The organism is Parasphingorhabdus sp. SCSIO 66989 (genome assembly GCF_032852305.1).
GTDB lineage: Bacteria > Pseudomonadota > Alphaproteobacteria > Sphingomonadales > Sphingomonadaceae > Alterisphingorhabdus > Alterisphingorhabdus coralli.
Map to the genome: position 1 here is coordinate 1,116,579 of NZ_CP136594.1, position 17,323 is coordinate 1,133,901.

A 17,323-nucleotide genomic window follows, 5' to 3' on the forward strand; every position below is an offset into this window, starting at 1 on the left:
TTAACAAAATATGAAATGGTCCGTTTTCGAACCGCTGCGAGATCAAGCAGTAGCGTATGGAACTGCCCTAAATGCCGCGCACCTGCCGCATATAGGGGTCTTTGACATCGACGCCCAGATCATTGGTCACCGGCTGCTGCTCACGACCAAGCTGGCTGAAATCCAGTTTCGCCTGAAATTCCATGCCGGTGTGGATGCCCTCGCACCAACGTACCTCGGCATCGAGCATCAGCGTTTCGTCAAACATGACGGTTACCACATCACCAGCCTGCAATACCGGGCCGCCATCCATCATGATGCCGTGTTCGGAGATATTGCGCGCCAGTGCCGGATACTCAAAGCCGTCATGCCAGACTCGGATATTGCGATAGGTGCGGTGCCGCTTTTCGCGGTTGGTGCGGAAACCCTGTGCCTCGACTTTGCGGCCCTTGCTTTCCAGCAAGGCGCTGGCTTGGTCGCCGGGCATTGGCTTGCCATAGATATAGCCCTGAATATGCGAGCATCCGAGCTGCCGTACCAGATCAAGTTCATCCAGCGTTTCGGCACCTTCTGCGGTGGTATCCATCTTCAGCGCATTGGCGAGTGAGACGATCGAGGCGATGATGGCTGAATTCATACTGCCGCGCTGGGTCGCGCCGCGCACAAAGCTCTGGTCTATCTTGATTTTGTCGAACGGCACTTTTTTGAGATAACCAAGCGCGGAATAGCCGGTGCCGAAATCATCAAGCGCCAGACGGACACCAAGGCGCTTGATCCGGTTGAAGGTCTCAATATTGCTTTCGCTTTCATCGAGAAACACGCTTTCAGTAATTTCCAGCTCCAACTGGCTGGGCTTCACCTTGTTCGCAGCGAGCGCATTGGTCAGCACCAGCGGCAAATTGCCGGTTGCAAATTGCACCGTAGAGACATTGACTGCGACGCGGATATCGCTTGGCCATTGCGCCAACTGGGTACAGGCGGAACGAAGAATCCATTCGCCAATCTGCGTGATAAGGCCGGCTTCCTCGGCAATACCGATAAACAGCTCCGGGCTGATCATCCCATGCACGGGATGCTTCCAACGCACCAGCGCTTCAAAGCCGCTGATGGTCTCGCTGGCGACATTGATTACAGGTTGGTAGACAAGAAACAGCTCGTTGCGATTAAGCGCCTCGCGCAGATCATTTTCCAGCGCTTGCCGCTCGGATGCGCGGCTGTGCATATCGGCTTCATAGAAACGATAAGCACCGCGCCCGCCATCCTTTGCGGCATAGAGCGCCAGATCGGCATTGCGCACCAATGCGGCGGTGGTGTCCGCTTTTTCATCCGACATGGCAATGCCGATGGACGCGCCAATGCGCACTTGCGAGCCGGAAATGGCATAAGGCTGTGACAACCGTTCGATGATCGCATGGGCATAGTGCGCTAGCTCTTCGCGGTTGCGATATTTGGGCAGCACGACCTGAAACTCGTCACCACCCAGTCGCCCGACCTGGCCATGATTGCCCATCACCTTGACCAATCGCTTGGCCACCTGCTGCAACAGTGCGTCACCCACCGGGTGGCCCATAGTATCATTGACCTGCTTGAAGCGGTCGAGGTCCATCTGGAACAGGGCGCAGGATGCGGTCTTGCCCATAGGGCCGCGCAGGGCCTTTTCGAGTGAGTGATTGATCTCGAGGCGATTGGGCAGGCCGGTCAACGTGTCATAACGCGCCAGCTTCTGAATCTCATTTTGTGACTCGCGCATCCCCGTCAGATCAGTGCCGCTGCCGCGAAAGCCGCGGAAATTGCCATAGCGATCGATAATCGGGTTCCCCGATATCGACCACCAGCGCTCCTCATCAGCAGCCACTTTCAGGGAGAGGTCGCTAAACGCGGTGCGGGATGACAGGTGAAAGCCCAATGTGCGTTCCTCCCGATCATCATCGGGTGTCACATCTTTGGCAATCAGGTCCTTAATCGGCGTGCCCACCAGTTCATCGGCGCTTTTGGCGATTTTTTCAGCAACCGGCGGAGAGATATAGCTGATATTGCCGTGCCGGTCGGTTTCCCAGAACCAGCCCAGCCCTTTCTCCTCAAAATCCTTGATAAGATTGACCGCACGAATAGCTTGGGCATTGTCGCGTTTACGGCGAAACCTCTCGGATATATGGCGACGTTGAATGATCGCAATCACAAGTGTCGCCAGCGCGATATAGCCCGATTGGATGAGTATAGCATTGTCCAGACTGCCGCGCATGACCGGCAGAACAGCGGCTGGTATGATCACTATCCAATAGCTGCATATTTCGCTGATCAGTCGTTTCATGCGCTTTATCTTGCCCCGTCGATACTGTGCACGCTCCGGGCGGATGGCCGGATTCAGTTTGTTTGAGATTCTGAATGTGGCAATATCTCATTGTAGTGACCAAATGGTTTAGCCGTTGGTAAACTCCTGATAACCATGATCTTGTTTGCTTATTCTTTCAGGCGAGCAAATTTCTCTCTTGCTCCGGGTGCAGTGCATCCCTAAAGCCGTCGACGGGCCACGCGGTCCCAACGCCGCGCGTGCTCTCTGCAAGGAGAGAATATTATGAGTAATACTGTACCGGCGGAGCCGACGCTCCGTCCTGAACGTCCGTTTTTTTCGTCCGGACCCACTTCCAAATTTCCCGGCTGGTCGCTCGACCTTCTCAAAACTGAATCGCTCGGGCGCTCGCACCGTTCCAAGACCGGTAAGGGAAGGCTGAAATATGCCATTGACCTGAGCCGCAAAATCCTCGGCATTCCCGATGATTATCTGATCGGCATTTTGCCGGGCTCCGATACAGGCGCGCTGGAATGTGCGATGTGGTCCATGCTCGGCGCGCGTCCGGCAACGGTCGCCGCATGGGAGAGCTTTGGCAATGTCTGGATTCAGGATGCGGTCAAACAGCTGAAGCTGAAAGAGTTGACCGTCCTCAACGCCGATTATGGCGAGATTCCCGATCTTACCCAGGTTGATAAGGGCGATGATGTCGTCTTCACCTGGAACGGCACGACATCAGGCGCGAAAATCCCGAATACTGACTGGATCGCCGATGATCGCGAGGGCGTGACCATAAACGACGCCACCAGCGCTGTGTTTGCCCAGCCGATGGATTGGCCGAAACTCGATGCCACCACCTATAGCTGGCAGAAGGTCATGGGATCCGAAGCCGCGCATGGCATGCTGATCCTTTCCCCCCGCGCTATCGAGCGGATCGAGAGCTATGATCCCGAATGGCCGCTGCCCAAGCTGTTCCGCCTGAAAAAAGGTGACAAGCTGAACCGCGCGATCTTTGAGGGCGCGACGATCAACACCCCGTCGCTGTTGGCGACCGAGGATTATATCGCCTCGCTAGAATGGGCAGAATCAATTGGCGGGTTGGATGCACTGCATGCGCGGGCGGATGCCAATGCGCAGCTGGTGTGCGACTGGATCGAGGCAACGCCTTGGCTGCGCAATATGGTGGCTGATCCTGCCAAGCGCACCAATACCGGCGTCTGTATGGTGTTTCAGGGCGACTGGTATGACAGTCTGTCCGAGGAAGACCAGAAAGCGGTGCCGAAGAAGATCGTATCCATGCTCGAAGAGATGCATATCGGCTATGATTTCAACGGCTATCGGGATGCACCGCCAAGCCTGCGTATCTGGTGCGGTGCGACCGTGGATCATGAGAGCGTCAAACGTCTGCTGCCATGGATCGAATGGGCCTATGCCAAGGTCCAGAGCGAATTTTCTGCCTAATTCCCATTATATCGTCATTCCGACGAAGGTCGGAATCTCAGGCGACAATATGCTGTGGTTAAGCCAAGACGCCCGAGATCCTGAAACGCGTTCAGGATGACGAAATCCGAGAAAGGATTTCATCATGCCTAAAGTGCTTATTTCTGACAAAATGAACCCCAAAGCCGCCGATATCTTTCGGGACAATGGCTGCGAAGTGGATGTTATCACCGGCCAGACTCCGGAAGAATTGAAGGAAATCATCGGCAATTATGACGGCCTTGCGGTGCGTTCTGCCACCAAGGTCACGCCGGAGATTCTGGAAGCTGCGACCAACCTCAAAGTCATTGGCCGTGCCGGTATCGGTGTCGACAATATCGACATCCCCACTGCTTCGACCAAAGGCGTGGTGGTGATGAACACGCCATTCGGCAATTCCATCACCACCGCCGAACACGCCATTGCGATGATGTTCGCACTGGCACGCCAACTGCCTCAGGCTGATGCCTCGACCCAAGAGGGCAAATGGGAAAAGTCGAAATTTATGGGCGTCGAGCTGACCAGCAAGACCCTCGGCCTGATCGGTGCCGGCAATATCGGCTCAATCGTCGCCGAGCGTGCTCTCGGCCTCAAGATGAAGGTCATCGCCTATGACCCGTTCCTGACGCCCGAACGTGCGGTGGAACTGGGTATCGAGAAAGTCACGCTTGATGAACTGCTTGAGCGTGCGGACTTTATCACGCTGCATACGCCACTGACTGACCAGACCCGCGGTATCTTGAACGCCGAGGCGCTGGCCAAGACCAAGAAAGGTGTGCGGATTATCAACTGCGCGCGCGGTGGCCTGATTGATGAGGCGGCACTTAAAGAGGCGCTGGAATCAGGCCATGTCGCAGGCGCGGCGCTGGATGTGTTCGCCGAGGAACCGGCCAAGGAAAACCCGCTTTTCGGCACCGAAGGCCTGATCTGCACCCCGCATCTGGGTGCTTCGACCAGCGAGGCGCAGGTCAATGTGGCGCTGCAGGTGGCCGAGCAGATGGCCGATTATCTGGTCAAGGGCGGCGTTACTAATGCGCTCAACATGCCCAGCTTGTCGGCAGAACAGGCACCGAAGCTAAAGCCCTATATGGAATTGGCGACAGGCTTGGGTACGCTTGCGGGGCAGTTACTTGGCGATAAGGTGCAGGGTGTCTCGATCGAGGTCGAAGGCGCGGCGGCCGAGCTCGACCAAAAGCCAATCACAGCCGCTGTTCTTTCGGGCCTGATGCGCGCTTATTCGAGCACCGTCAACATGGTCAACGCGCCGTTCCTCGCCAAGGATCGCGGGCTCGATGTCCGCGAGGTACGCCATGACCGCGAAGGCGATTATCACACGCTGGTGCGTGTCAGCGTAACTACGGACGAAGGCGTCAAATCGGTCGCAGGCACATTGTTTGGCAATGGCCGCCCGCGTCTGGTGGAGATTTTCGGTGTGACGGTAGAGGCCGATCTGACCGGTGATATGCTCTATATCGTCAACCGCGATGAACCGGGCTTTATCGGACGGCTGGGGACCACATTGGGCGAGGCTAATGTCAATATCGGCACCTTCCACCTCGGCCGCCGCGATGCCGCGCCGGGTGGCGATGCCGCGCTGTTGCTCTCCATCGATAATCGCGTTGAAGAGCCGGTGCTGTGGAATGTCTGCCAGATTCCGGGCGTGAAAGAGGTCAAAGCGCTAAGCTTTGGGTGATGGTGAGTTCATAGCCCTCTCCCCTTCAGGGGAGAGGGTTGGGAGAGGGGGCTACCCATTTGGCACTGCTCAAGTGGATATCCCCCACCCCGCTGCGACTAACCGCCTTCGCTAAAGCTACGGCGCTAAGTCTCACTGCCCCTCCCCTAAAGGAGGAGGGGAGACAGGTTTTGCCGATTGCTTTTATCGACCGGAGAAAGCTAAGGACCATCACATGAATCCCGATCTACTCCCCGAGGGCCTGCGCGACAGGTTGATGCCCGATGCCGAGGCCGCGGCGCTGTTGACGCAGCGCTATCTCGGTGTGCTGGCCTCGCATGGTTATGAGCGGGTTGCCCCGCCGTTGATGGAATATGAGCGCTCGCTGGCTTTCCGCACCGATGGCTATGCCAAGGACCGGATGGTCCGCGCAGTTGACCCGCAATCGCTGCGCACATTGGCGCTGCGCTCGGATATGACGGTGCAGATCGGGCGCATCGCCACCACCAGACTGGCCGATAAAGCGCGGCCGCTGCGTCTCTCCTATGCCGGACCGGTGATGACGCTGGCTGCCGGGCAGCTTCGCCCCGAGCGTGAGCGATTCCAGATCGGTGCGGAGTTGATCGGGCGCGACACCGTTGCGGCAGCGGTGGAGATTGTCAGCCTCGCTGTGGAAGCACTGAAAGCTGTTGGCCTGACCGGGATTACGGTTGATTTCACCCTGCCTGATCTGGTTCCGACATTAGCCAATAAGGCTTTTCCGCTTGCTGATGAGGCAATGATCGCAGCGGTCGAGCGCGAGCTGGATACCAAGGATGCCGGTGGCTTAGCCGCTATCGGCGCGGACGCCTATATCCCGCTGCTCTATGCCATGGGTCCACTCGACGAGGCGCTGGCCAAGCTGAACGCGATTGACGCCGGTGGCGCGCTGGCGAGCCGGATTGAGGCGCTGCGACAAATTGCCGCGCCGCTTGAGGATGATGTGACGCTGATGCTCGACCCGAGCGAGCGCCATGGCTTTGAATATCAGAGCTGGTTCGGCTTTACCCTTTATGCCGAGGGCTTCCCTTCGGCGGTCGGTCGTGGCGGCACCTATGCCATCCGCTCACAGGCCAATTCGGTCAGCCATGGCGAGGATGAGGTCGCGACTGGCTTCTCGCTCTATCCTGACCCGCTGGTTGCAGCCGGCATCGGCCACGCGCAAGCGAAGCGGATATTCCTGCCTTTGGGCTATGAGCCTGCGGCGGCAGCGACGTTACGCGGGGAGGGATGGCGCACCGTCGCTGCGCTGGATGAAAGCGATGACGCCCGGGCCCTTGGCTGCGCCTATATATTGGGCACGGATGGCCCGGAGAAAATCGCCTAATCCTGGTCTTCGCGCTGTTGCTGCTGCTCCATGCGCGCCAGCAACTCATTCTGGCAGTCCACCGACAGGTCTTCAAAATTCTCCTGTATACAGGCACGGACGCCGTCGCGTCCGCTGCCGCGGCACATTTTCATAATTTCACCGCGACAGTTTTTGGTGATGCCTTGGCCGCCGCCATTGTTCTGCATCGCATGGGCATTGACCGTGGTGAGGGCCAGCATCACCGCCAGCGCTTTGGAAATTTGGGGAAGGGGGTTCATTGTGTCTGTCCTTGTCATCATTGCCATCACAAGGTGTGCGACGCAGGCGCCAAGGTAAAGTCGCAGAGTGTCGCAATTTGTATTGGCTATAAGCTGCAGTTTGAGAAGCCTTACATCCGCTCCAAAAACTGCGAGATCAGGTCATCTGCAATCAGTTGCCCAGTGCCCAGTCGCCGGTTCAGCTCGCCATGATCAGTGTCCGGCACGGCGGCAAGCTGCACAATTGCTTCAGAAGCTTCCAGTGCATCAGCCAGCGCTTCAGACTGCATCCTAGAGCGTCTGCGCTCCTCAACATAAAGGATAAGCCAGTTCTTTGCATTGGGGGCGGCGACATGGGTTATCGGTGACAGGGTCTTCTGCCGCTCTCGGTCACTGCCAAAGGCCTGAACATAAAAGTTCTGCGCCTCTGGTGGCGGGCTCCGCATGATCTCTGGCAGATCATAACCCGCGCCGTCGAGCAGAATAACGCCTTTTATCGCGGCGATATCTTTGCCGAGATATTGTGGATCAGTGGCGATCAGCGCCGCGAGATGCGCCCCGGCGCTATGGCCGATCACTATGATCTGGTCGGGATCGAGATTGAAGTTCTTCGCATTAGCACGCAGTGCGAAAATCGCCTTGCTGATATCCTGCATCTGCTCTTCAACAGTCACTTGCGGCACCAGTTGATAGCCGATGGAGGCAAAGGCATAGCCCTGATCATGGAACCATTGCGGCTTTTGCTGCACCCGGCGACGATCGCCCATCGTCCAGCCGCCGCCATGAATAAAGACCACCGTCGGCAGCCGTCTGTCCGAGCCATCGGCAGGGATATAGAGGTCAATCGTCTGTCTCGGTTCATTGCCATAAGCGATCTGGCTATCGGGCGCGATAAGCTGTGGCGCTGGGCCTTCACGCGCTTCCCATTGCGCTATCCGCTCGCGCAGGTCCTGCTGGCATTCTTCGGAGAGTTGCGCATAGTTTTCCTGCAAACACTGCCGCATCGCCGCTTGGTCCACAGGGCCGCAAAGCCGGAGTATCTCGGCGCGACAGCTATTGTCGCCGCCACGCGCCCGTTCCGAACGCGATTGCATCGCATCGGCACCCACGGCAACCAGTGCCAGCAGTGCGGCCATGGCCATAAAGACAGAATTACGCGTGATGGGAGGTGACCGCATGATTGCTATATAGGCAGATTGCCGGTGCATAGGCACGGATTAAAACAGGCTTTTGTTGCGCTTGTCCGTCCTGATGCCTTGCGCTGTTACAGATAGCAAAAAACCATACTGGACCTTGTCCCTTACGCAGCGTAGGAACGCGCGGTTTGTGGCGTGTGTGCAAAGGATAGCAAATGGCCAATGTGACGGTGATCGGGGCCCAATGGGGCGATGAAGGCAAGGGCAAGATTGTCGACTGGCTGGCCGAGCGCGCCGATGCTGTGGTGCGCTTTCAGGGCGGCCATAATGCCGGGCATACGCTGGTGATTGATGGCACGACTTACAAGCTGTCCTTGCTCCCCTCGGGTATCGTCAGCGGCACCTTGTCGGTCATCGGCAATGGCGTTGTGCTCGACCCCTGGGCGCTGAAAGCCGAGGTCGAAAAGCTGCAAGGGCAGGGGGTAAAAGTTGACCCGGAAACGCTGATCATTGCCGATAACTGCGCATTGATCCTGCCGCTGCACCGCGATCTTGATGCACTGCGCGAGGATGCCAGCGGCAAGGGCAAGATTGGCACCACAAGGCGTGGTATTGGCCCTGCTTATGAGGACAAGGTAGGTCGCCGCGCGATCCGGGTGTGCGATCTGGCGCATCTCGATAAACTGACACCGCAACTGGACCGGCTATGCGCGCATCATGATGCACTGCGTGCCGGGTTTGGCGAACCGCCAGTGGACCGCGAGGCGCTGCTCGAAGAATTGCGCGGCATTGCCGATTTTGTGTTGGCCTTTGCCTATCCGGCATGGCGCAAACTCAAAAAAGTGCGCAAGGCGGGGGCGCGGATATTGTTTGAAGGCGCGCAAGGGGTTTTGCTCGATGTCGATCACGGCACCTATCCCTTTGTCACCTCGTCCAACACCATTTCGGGCACCGCGGCAGGCGGTTCCGGCCTTGGTCCTAAAGCAACCGGTTTCGTTCTGGGTATCGTCAAAGCCTATACCACCCGCGTCGGCTCAGGGCCTTTCCCGACCGAGCTGGATGACGCCGATGGTCAACGCCTTGGAGAGCGCGGTCATGAATTCGGTACCGTCACTGGACGACAGCGCCGTTGCGGCTGGTTTGATGCAGTTCTGGTGCGCCAGAGCTGCGCGGTATCGGGCGTCACCGGCATTGCGCTGACCAAGGTCGATGTGCTGGACGGCTTTGATACGATCCGCATCTGCACCGGCTATCGTCTTGATGGCAAGGTGCTCGACTATCTCCCCGCCCATGCCGCCGATCAGGCGCGGGTCGAACCGATTTATGAGGAAATGGAGGGCTGGCAGGAAACGACTGCCGGTGCGCGATCCTGGGTCGATCTGCCAGCACAGGCGATCAAATATATCCGCCGTATCGAGGAGCTGATCGAATGCCCGGTGGCGCTGGTGTCGACCTCGCCCGAGCGTGATGACACGATATTGGTGCGCGATCCGTTTAGTGATTGAAGCAGTGTTCTTTGATACATCTGCTTCACAATAGTAAATAAGCAATTCCCATAAAAAGGCTTGATTTTCTAACGATCAAGGCGTTTCTATTCTTGATATTCAAGAGGCATTAATATCTCGGAAAATGATATTCAGCCGTGATCTTTTGTCAGACAACGCCGCATTTTACAACTTTTTATCAGTAAAATACCATTATAATTCAGATCACTAATGGATTTAGTCCATAGTGGAATAGTTCTGTGCTGACTCCCTTCCTGACTTGCGCGAATTTCGGCTGAAAACTGTGATTTTTACAGTTTTATTGCAGTTTTACTTTTCGCTTATCATGGAACGGATGTCTATAATGCTTAAATCCCCTTTTGCTGCTGAATCCCATACCCCTTTTCATCAGGCTCGCGGTGGTCGCGTCGTCAAGACGGATCGCGGCGCGGGAAGCTATGCGCCAAGCGAGCGACGCCTTCTTGGTGGTATATCAGTGATGGCTCTGGGCATGGCGCTATTTGCCGCTCCGACAGCATTGCCGACATGGATGACCGGTGGCGAAGGTATTGCGCTTGCTGCCGATGAATGCGGGGCGGCCAATCCCGGCGACACGATTGTATGTGATGGTGCGACCTATGATCCGGCGGATGGCGATATTCAGTACCGCCTTGATGGGCTGGATCTTACGCTTGACGGTATTACAATCACCAGCACGGGCCGTAATGAGCAGGGTGCACGCGTGCGCGCTGACCTGGGTAGCGTAAATGATGTCTCGGTTACGTCCAATGGTACGACGATTACGACCGGAGATCCTGCAAATATTGGTCTTTCATCCACAATCGATACCGGGCGCAATTCTGACGGCATTCGCGCAGAACAGCGTGGTACGGGGACAGCGACTGCCGTTGCGGACGCCAGTTCAATAACCACTTATGGCCACAATGCGGTAGGTGTTTACGCATGGCAGCGTAACAACAATCCTGGCAACGCATCGCTTGTTACGGCGGAGCTGACGGGTGGTTCTACAGTCGAGACATCGGGTAGCTTTAGCCACGGCCTTTATGGTCGCACGGATACCGGCCTTGGCGACGTTGAGGTGACTGCGACGGGGTCAACGATTACGACAAATGGCCCGGATGCGAGTGGCATACGCGGTTTGAATCTTGGTAATGAGGCTGGCGCAGGTGGCAATGTTACCATCGATGCCAGCGATATGACAGTTCGCGTTTTGGGTACGAGCAACGGCAATCAATCCGTCGGCATAATGGGAGAGAACTACTCTGCAACGGGAAGTGTAACCATTAATGTTGCCAATACCGAGATTGAAACAACCTCGCTGGGAACCGATTTTACGCGGCGTCAAGGCCATGCTGTATACGCCATAGCTGGCGGAAGTGGCGATGCGATAATCACCTCCGATAATGGGACCTACTCGACGCAGGGTGATGCCGCCCATGGTGTTTTCGCTATCGCACAGAATGATGGAGCTGCCACTGTAGAGCTTGCCGGTGGCGGCTCTGTCACCACAAATGGCGCTGACGCTTTTGGTGGCTTTGCTCGGGCGGAAGGTGCAGGCTTAGCTCGTACCGAGCAAAGTGGGAATGGCACCATATCTACAAGCGGGGACAATGCATTCGGCCTCACGGCTGAAGCATCAGGCTCCGGTGAGGCCATCGCGATACAGTCGGGCGATGGCACCATTCAGACGCTCAATGACTCCACACCCGGCATTATAGGCTCAGGGTCAGCAGCCGTTCAGGCAAGGGGAGAAGGCTCGGCCAATGCAACCGCTCAGCAGTCAGGCGCTGGGCTGATCTCTACTGCAGGCGTTGCCGCTGATGGTGTTATCGCTTTCACCGTTGGCCAGGGTGATGCACTGGCAGAGCAGACCGGAGCAGGCACGATCACGCTTCAGAGCGAAGGTTCTTCCGGTGTTGTTGCCAGAGCGGTTGACGAAGGGAATGCGACGGCGGTCCAATCGGGCGCTGGCGTGATTACGGCGTCAGGTATCAGTGGTGCCGGTGTCTATGCCGAGACTGATTTTGGTGGTGATGCAAACGCAACTCAGTCTGGTGATGAAGCTTCGATAACGATCAATGGAGTGGGAGGATATGGTGTTCGTGCTCAGTCTCTCGCTTCGACTGCCGGCGCTGCTGTCGCCACGCAAACCGGGGCCGGAGAGATCAACACATCAGCTGAACGCGCAGTCGGTATAACCGCCTTCACGCGAAGCGTAAGTGGTAATGCTGTCGCGTCTCAGCAGGGTAGCGGGACTGTCACGACCACTGGGCAAGAAGCGTATGCAGTATATGCGTGGTCGGATGCAAACGCGCCGCTTGCAAGCGGCGGCAATGCGATAGCCGAGCAATCGGGAGATGGCGAGATATCCACAACGGGTGATCTTGCGCACGGTTTATTTGCTCTTACGCAAACCGATGGAGATGCATCAGCTCTGCAATCGGGTGCCGGTACAATTGAAACAACCGGTGACAGTGCAGCTGGCGTCTTTGCGCAGGCCGAAGGAAGCGGAAACGCTACCGCCAATGCTACGGGCGGAGGAACAATCTCTACCACCGGCACGCGTGCTGGGGGTGAAGCTGGCGCTCATGGTGTTTTTGCTCTTGCCGAGGGTGCGGGAGCCGCATCATCTGATATCTCTGGCGGCACAACCATCTCCACGACCGGCGATGACAGCGAGGGCGTTTTTGCCTTGAGTACGGGTTCCGGCGGTTCGGCAACAATCACCTTTGCTGACTCCACTGTAACCACGTCTGGTGCAAATGGTGAAGGCCTTGTCGCACAGATCGACAATCAGGGTCAGGGCGGCATTGCCGAAATCACCATGACCAGCGGCAGCGTAACCACTTCCGGTGATGGCGGTGCCGGGGTGTTGGTGCAGTCGGCGATAGTGCCGGGTGAGACCAATGCCAATGGGGATTCTGTAACCAATCTGACAATTGGCGCTGACGCAGTGGTTATGACCAGCGGCAACACGCCGACGGATCCTTCTGCGCTGCCCGTTTCCAATAGTCCGGATGCTCTGCAGCTTGTGAATGTTGTTGAGGTGCCGCAAGCGCTGAACAATGTAACCTTTCTGCCTGATGCAGATAATCCCGAGATTTCCCTTAACGCCGATGTGTCTGGAACGGCTATGGCGAGCGGAACGGGTGCGAGCGCGCTCTCGGCGGCAGGCGTTGTTTTGTTGCCGACAACCGCTGTTCCCGCAGCTGGTGCTAACCCGATCGGTGGGGCCGTTGATATTGATATCGCCATTCAGCAAGGTGCAGTTCTTCAGGCAAGCGGCCAAGGCGGAATGGGCATCAAGGTGGATGCGATCAGCATCTGGAGCGGAAACTCCTTTTTTGGGCCCGAGAACTGGAATTGCACCCCGAATTCGCCTTTCGATTTCAGAGATCAATGTGGTGGCACGGGCCGCGCAGATATTGAGGTCGCGATAGACGGCGACGTTTCTGGTGGCTGGGGCTCTACCTCAGATGATTCGATAGCTGCAGGTCTTCGGATCAATGAGCTTGCTGATTCCAACGGGATCAGTGTCACTGTGGGCACCAATGGTACATTGGGCGCATTGTCGGATGTTGCGTTTGACATCTCCGGTAACGGCTTCAATGATCGGAATATCGAACCTGGTGTACAGCCACTGATTTCAGGTGACTTTGGCTATGAATCGGACGCGCTGGTTCTGGATAATCAGGGCGAAATTAATGGCTCAGGCTTTTTTGGCTATAACAGCATCCAGTCCACCGATGCTCTGGAACACATTGCAGGCAATGGCGGCACTGATGGCTCGACTGAGGCAGACCGCACAAATGCCATCAATGTGGTAGGGTTTGTTGACGCCACTACACCGGTAGAACGTGGGGACACCCTCAACAATCAGGCGGGCGCAACAATCAATGTGTCGCGTTTTGCAGATAGTGATGGCGATGGCACCCGCGACACCGAATATGTCGGCGTTATTGATTTTGATAATGTCGTCAATAATGAGAGCGTTATCCTGGACACAGGAGGCGGGTCCCTAGCTGGCGTGCCAGGTGGAGGGCTATCGCGTGCCAGCGCGCTGGCTTCGACCACCAGTAGCCCGGTGGCAAGCAGCCTCACGCGCAGCACAGGAACGACGCTGGAGGTTCAGCCCGGTGAGCCTGATAACGCGTTGAAGGACAGCAACGATCTGTTTGTTAATGATGGCACACTGGCCCTGACTACGGTCATTGGCGCAACAACTACCGTAACCGAAACCGGTGGTCTCAATCCGGACAATGCGGATTTTGTTTCGACAGCCCAATATGTACCGCAGGGTTCACTGCCCGGTATCGATGCAACGGTCTATGATATCAGCCGCGAAGGCGTGGAGCAGGCGCATATTCGCGATCTGGAGACATTTGAGCATTCCGGTGTGATCACCATGCAAGATCTGCAGACTGGAGGCACTGAGGCGGTTGCAGGTGACGTTCTGGTAATCACCGGAAATGACCTGATTGGCGATATCACCGATGAGAATGACACCACTGATACGCCTTTGGGTGGCGGCGCAGGGACCTTTGTTTCCAATGGCGGCTCACTGTACATCGACACCCTACTCAACGAAGGCGGAGCTGCATCGCAATCCGATGTCCTTGTCGTCGATCAAGTGACTTTGGGCACGGGCGCAACGCAGATATTTGTTGAGCAGGTCGCTGGTAGCCGCGGGGTCAGCACCGATGCCAATGACAATGGCGTTATTGATGAGGGTGAGGGTATCCTCGTCGTTGAAGTTCTGGGGGGAGCGGCTGCTTCGGATGAGAACGCCTTTACTCTGGGCGGCACGGTCATCAACAGCGGTGTCGAATACTTCCTCAACTGGGGCTCGGTTGGCGGTGACTGGTATCTCGCAAATGTAGCGGCTTCTGACGAGGTTCTGATCTGTGGCGGATCAGCTACGGTTACCGATACGGATGTTACAGACGTTCTTGGTTGTATTCAGGACGACATCATTACGATTGACGGTAGCAGCACCGTAGCCGGACTGCTCCAAGGTGCCGGTGGTTCTGACACCATCTCTATCCTGGGTGACGCCAGTATAACCGGTGTAGTCAACGGCGCAGGCCCGGGTCAGGATGACTCGGCCGATGCGGATACTGGGGATATCATTCTCGTTGACACCACGGGCACGGTTGGTTCCATCGATGGTGCGCTGGGCGATGACACGATCACTCTGGCCAATGGCACTGTGACAGGGGATATCCTCGGCGGTGTTGGCGATGATACGATCTCTGTGTCTGGTGGTTCCGTTGGACGCTGGATTCGCGCTGGCGAAGGTGAGGATACCATCAACTTTACCGGCGGTAATGTTGTTCTCAATATTGATGGTGGAGCAGGTAATGATGCGATCACCATTGATGGTGGCACTGCAGGAAGAAACGTCTTTGGCGCGGCAGGCGATGACGTCATTTCCCTGCTGTCGGGTTCGGTTGCGAATAATGTCGCCGCAGATACCCCTGGAGACGGAGGCAATGATACTGTCATTCTTGATGGCGCGGATGTTGTTAATTTCATTTCAAGCAGCGACGGTGAAGACAATATCCAGCTGCTCAGCGGCAGCGTTGGCGGCGTCCGTGCCGGTCCAGATGATGACATTGTCAACCTGGACGGTGCGACGGTTGCCAGGGATCTTTTTGGCGGCGCGGGCGATGACATAATCAGTCTTACCTCAGGTTCCGTAGGTACCATCGTCTTTGCCGGCCAAGACGATGATGTCATTACGCTTAATGGCGCAACCATTTCTGAGGCTGTTCAAGGCGGTGATGGCGACGATAGGTTCGATTGGACGTCTGGCGTAACCCCCAATTTTAATGGCGGTACAGGCTCAGACACGGCGACTGTATCGGCAACCGAATATGACGGTTCGCAACTGCTTGACGGTGGTGATGATACGTCGGTTGCCGATGGCTGGATTGATGGCCTTACGCTGCAAGGCTTGACAGTGACTGCCAATAGCGACGCCATTGTCAATTGGGAGACGCTTACCCTTGATGGCACCCAGTTCACCACCGGTGACGGTGCGCTGACCGTGGGTTCCGATGAAGGTACGGGCCTGTTCCTCACCAATGGTTCGACACTGGATGCCGAGGCAGCCTTTGCGCTTACCGGCAATATGAACCTTGGCGCAGGCACCGTCTTCCTCGCAGAGGGCGCTGGTGCGGGCGCCTATTCAGTATCGGGCAGTGTTAACAACGCCGGCCTGATCGATATGGCGGATGGCACAACCGGGGATACGCTTAGCATTGGTGGCAATTATGCCGGAACCGGAACGCTGGCGCTTGACTTTGATGCCGCTACGGATAGCGCTGATACAGTTGCCATTGCCGGTTCGGTGACTGGCGGCACGACGCTGATTGATGGCAATAACGTCACCAGCGGTCTTTCCACTGGTAATGACATAGTGCTGGTGAGCGTCGATGGAACCACAGTCGAAGGTGATTTTGCTCTTGCAGGTGGGCCGTTCCAGGAAGGTGCCTATCAATATGATCTGGTGCTCGACAATAGCGACTGGTTGTTGCGTGCCGGCCTGAATGCGGCAACGCCGACGCTGAACAGCTATCTCGACGTGCTGCGCGGTATGAATCAGGTACCAACATTGCAGCAGCGTGTCGGCAACCGTCATTATGCCAATCGTGGTCAGGCCGCGCCGGTGCGTGGTGACAGCTCAAATGGCATGCGCGGCATTTCTCCGGGCGAGGAGCATATCCAGCAAAGCGGCCTTTGGGGTCGGGTCAATGTCGACCGTGAGTGGATGACACCCGCCAATGCGACAGCGGCCTATGACAGCAACACCAACCGGTTTGAGTTCCAGTTGGGCGCTGACTTTGCGTTAAGCGATGATGATGGTGATGATACCTTCATCGCGGGCATCAACGCGCATTACATCACTTCCAATACCGACATCGACTCGTCGATCGGAGGCGGTGATATCGATACCCAGGGCTATGGCCTCGGCGCAACGCTGACCTGGTATGACCAACAGGGCTTCTATGCCGATGCGCAGGGTCGCTACACCTGGTATGAAAGCGATCTGGACAGCGATGTTCTGGGCAATCTGGTCAACAATAATGACGCTGACGGCTATGTGTTGTCGCTAGAACTGGGTCAGAAACTCCAGCTTGACCAGGGTGAGGACGGACAGGGTACCAGCGGCTCTGGTGACAGCGTCACGCCGCAGGTTCAACTGATCTATTCAGATGTCTCATTTGATGAATTTGGCAATCTGAATGGTGGCGGTGTCATCAACCAGCTTGATGGCGAAAGCCTGAGACTGCGTGCCGGTCTGGCGATTGATGGTCAGCGTTCATGGAAGAATGATGACGGCAAAACCAACCGCCGCCACATCTATGGCATCGTCAACCTGCATCACGAGTTCCTTGATCCGGGCGCAGTCGTCTTCGCCAACACACCGCTGGCGGCCTATAACGCCAATTGGTTCGGTGAGTTCGGCCTTGGCGGTAGCTTCTCGGCCAATGATGGCGCAATCGACGTCTTTGCCGAATTCAACGTTACCACCAATCTTGATGGCGGCGATGTCGGTGACTTCATGAACCAGGGCGTGATGGCGGGTATCCGCATCAACTGGTAAGCTTGAAAGACGGCGGCGCTGCCGTGATGGCAGCGCTGCCGCTTTGTC

At 56.6% G+C, this 17,323-nt stretch carries 8 protein-coding genes; 5 read left to right on the forward strand and 3 right to left on the reverse strand.

The features are described from left to right. Positions 1-67: 67 nt before the first annotated feature. On the reverse strand, positions 68-2,290 hold the full coding sequence (locus RB602_RS05215; protein WP_317083584.1) for an EAL domain-containing protein: 2,223 nt from the start codon (positions 2,288-2,290) through the stop codon (positions 68-70). A 264-nt stretch (positions 2,291-2,554) separates the two neighbouring features. Between RB602_RS05215 and RB602_RS05220 the strand changes: the two genes are divergently transcribed. The 3 genes from RB602_RS05220 to RB602_RS05230 all read left to right on the forward strand — a co-directional run bounded on the left by RB602_RS05220 (position 2,555) and on the right by RB602_RS05230 (position 6,786). Further along, positions 2,555-3,730, forward strand: coding sequence for a phosphoserine transaminase (locus RB602_RS05220; RefSeq protein ID WP_317083586.1), 1,176 nt, complete (start codon positions 2,555-2,557; stop codon positions 3,728-3,730). Positions 3,731-3,854: 124 nt separating this feature from the next. Further along, positions 3,855-5,441 carry a phosphoglycerate dehydrogenase gene (gene serA / locus RB602_RS05225; protein WP_317083588.1) on the forward strand — a complete coding sequence of 529 codons (1,587 nt, stop codon included), beginning with the start codon at positions 3,855-3,857 and terminating at the stop codon, positions 5,439-5,441. A 214-nt stretch (positions 5,442-5,655) separates the two neighbouring features. Beyond that, the gene (locus RB602_RS05230) at positions 5,656-6,786 is read left to right on the forward strand and encodes an ATP phosphoribosyltransferase regulatory subunit (RefSeq protein WP_317083589.1); all 1,131 of its coding nucleotides are present in this window, start codon (positions 5,656-5,658) and stop codon (positions 6,784-6,786) included. On the opposite strand, the gene RB602_RS05235 is transcribed toward RB602_RS05230, so the two are convergent. Both RB602_RS05235 and RB602_RS05240 read right to left on the reverse strand, forming a co-directional pair. Beyond that, positions 6,783-7,046, reverse strand: coding sequence for a hypothetical protein (locus tag RB602_RS05235; RefSeq protein ID WP_317083591.1), 264 nt, complete (start codon positions 7,044-7,046; stop codon positions 6,783-6,785). The genes RB602_RS05230 and RB602_RS05235 overlap by 4 nt on opposite strands. Positions 7,047-7,156: 110 nt before the next feature. Then, complete coding sequence (locus tag RB602_RS05240) at positions 7,157-8,203, reverse strand: alpha/beta hydrolase (RefSeq protein WP_317083593.1); 1,047 nt, start codon at positions 8,201-8,203, stop codon at positions 7,157-7,159. Between the two features lie 173 nt (positions 8,204-8,376). Here RB602_RS05240 and RB602_RS05245 point away from each other — a divergent pair, with 173 nt between their 5' ends. Both RB602_RS05245 and RB602_RS05250 read left to right on the forward strand, forming a co-directional pair. After that, positions 8,377-9,666, forward strand: a complete 1,290-nt coding sequence (locus tag RB602_RS05245; RefSeq protein WP_317083595.1) for an adenylosuccinate synthase — start codon at positions 8,377-8,379, stop codon at positions 9,664-9,666. A gap of 343 nt (positions 9,667-10,009) precedes the next feature. Beyond that, entirely contained in the window at positions 10,010-17,275 is a 7,266-nt protein-coding gene (locus RB602_RS05250; protein ID WP_317083597.1) for an autotransporter outer membrane beta-barrel domain-containing protein, read from the forward strand. The last annotated feature ends 48 nt before the right edge of the window (positions 17,276-17,323 follow it).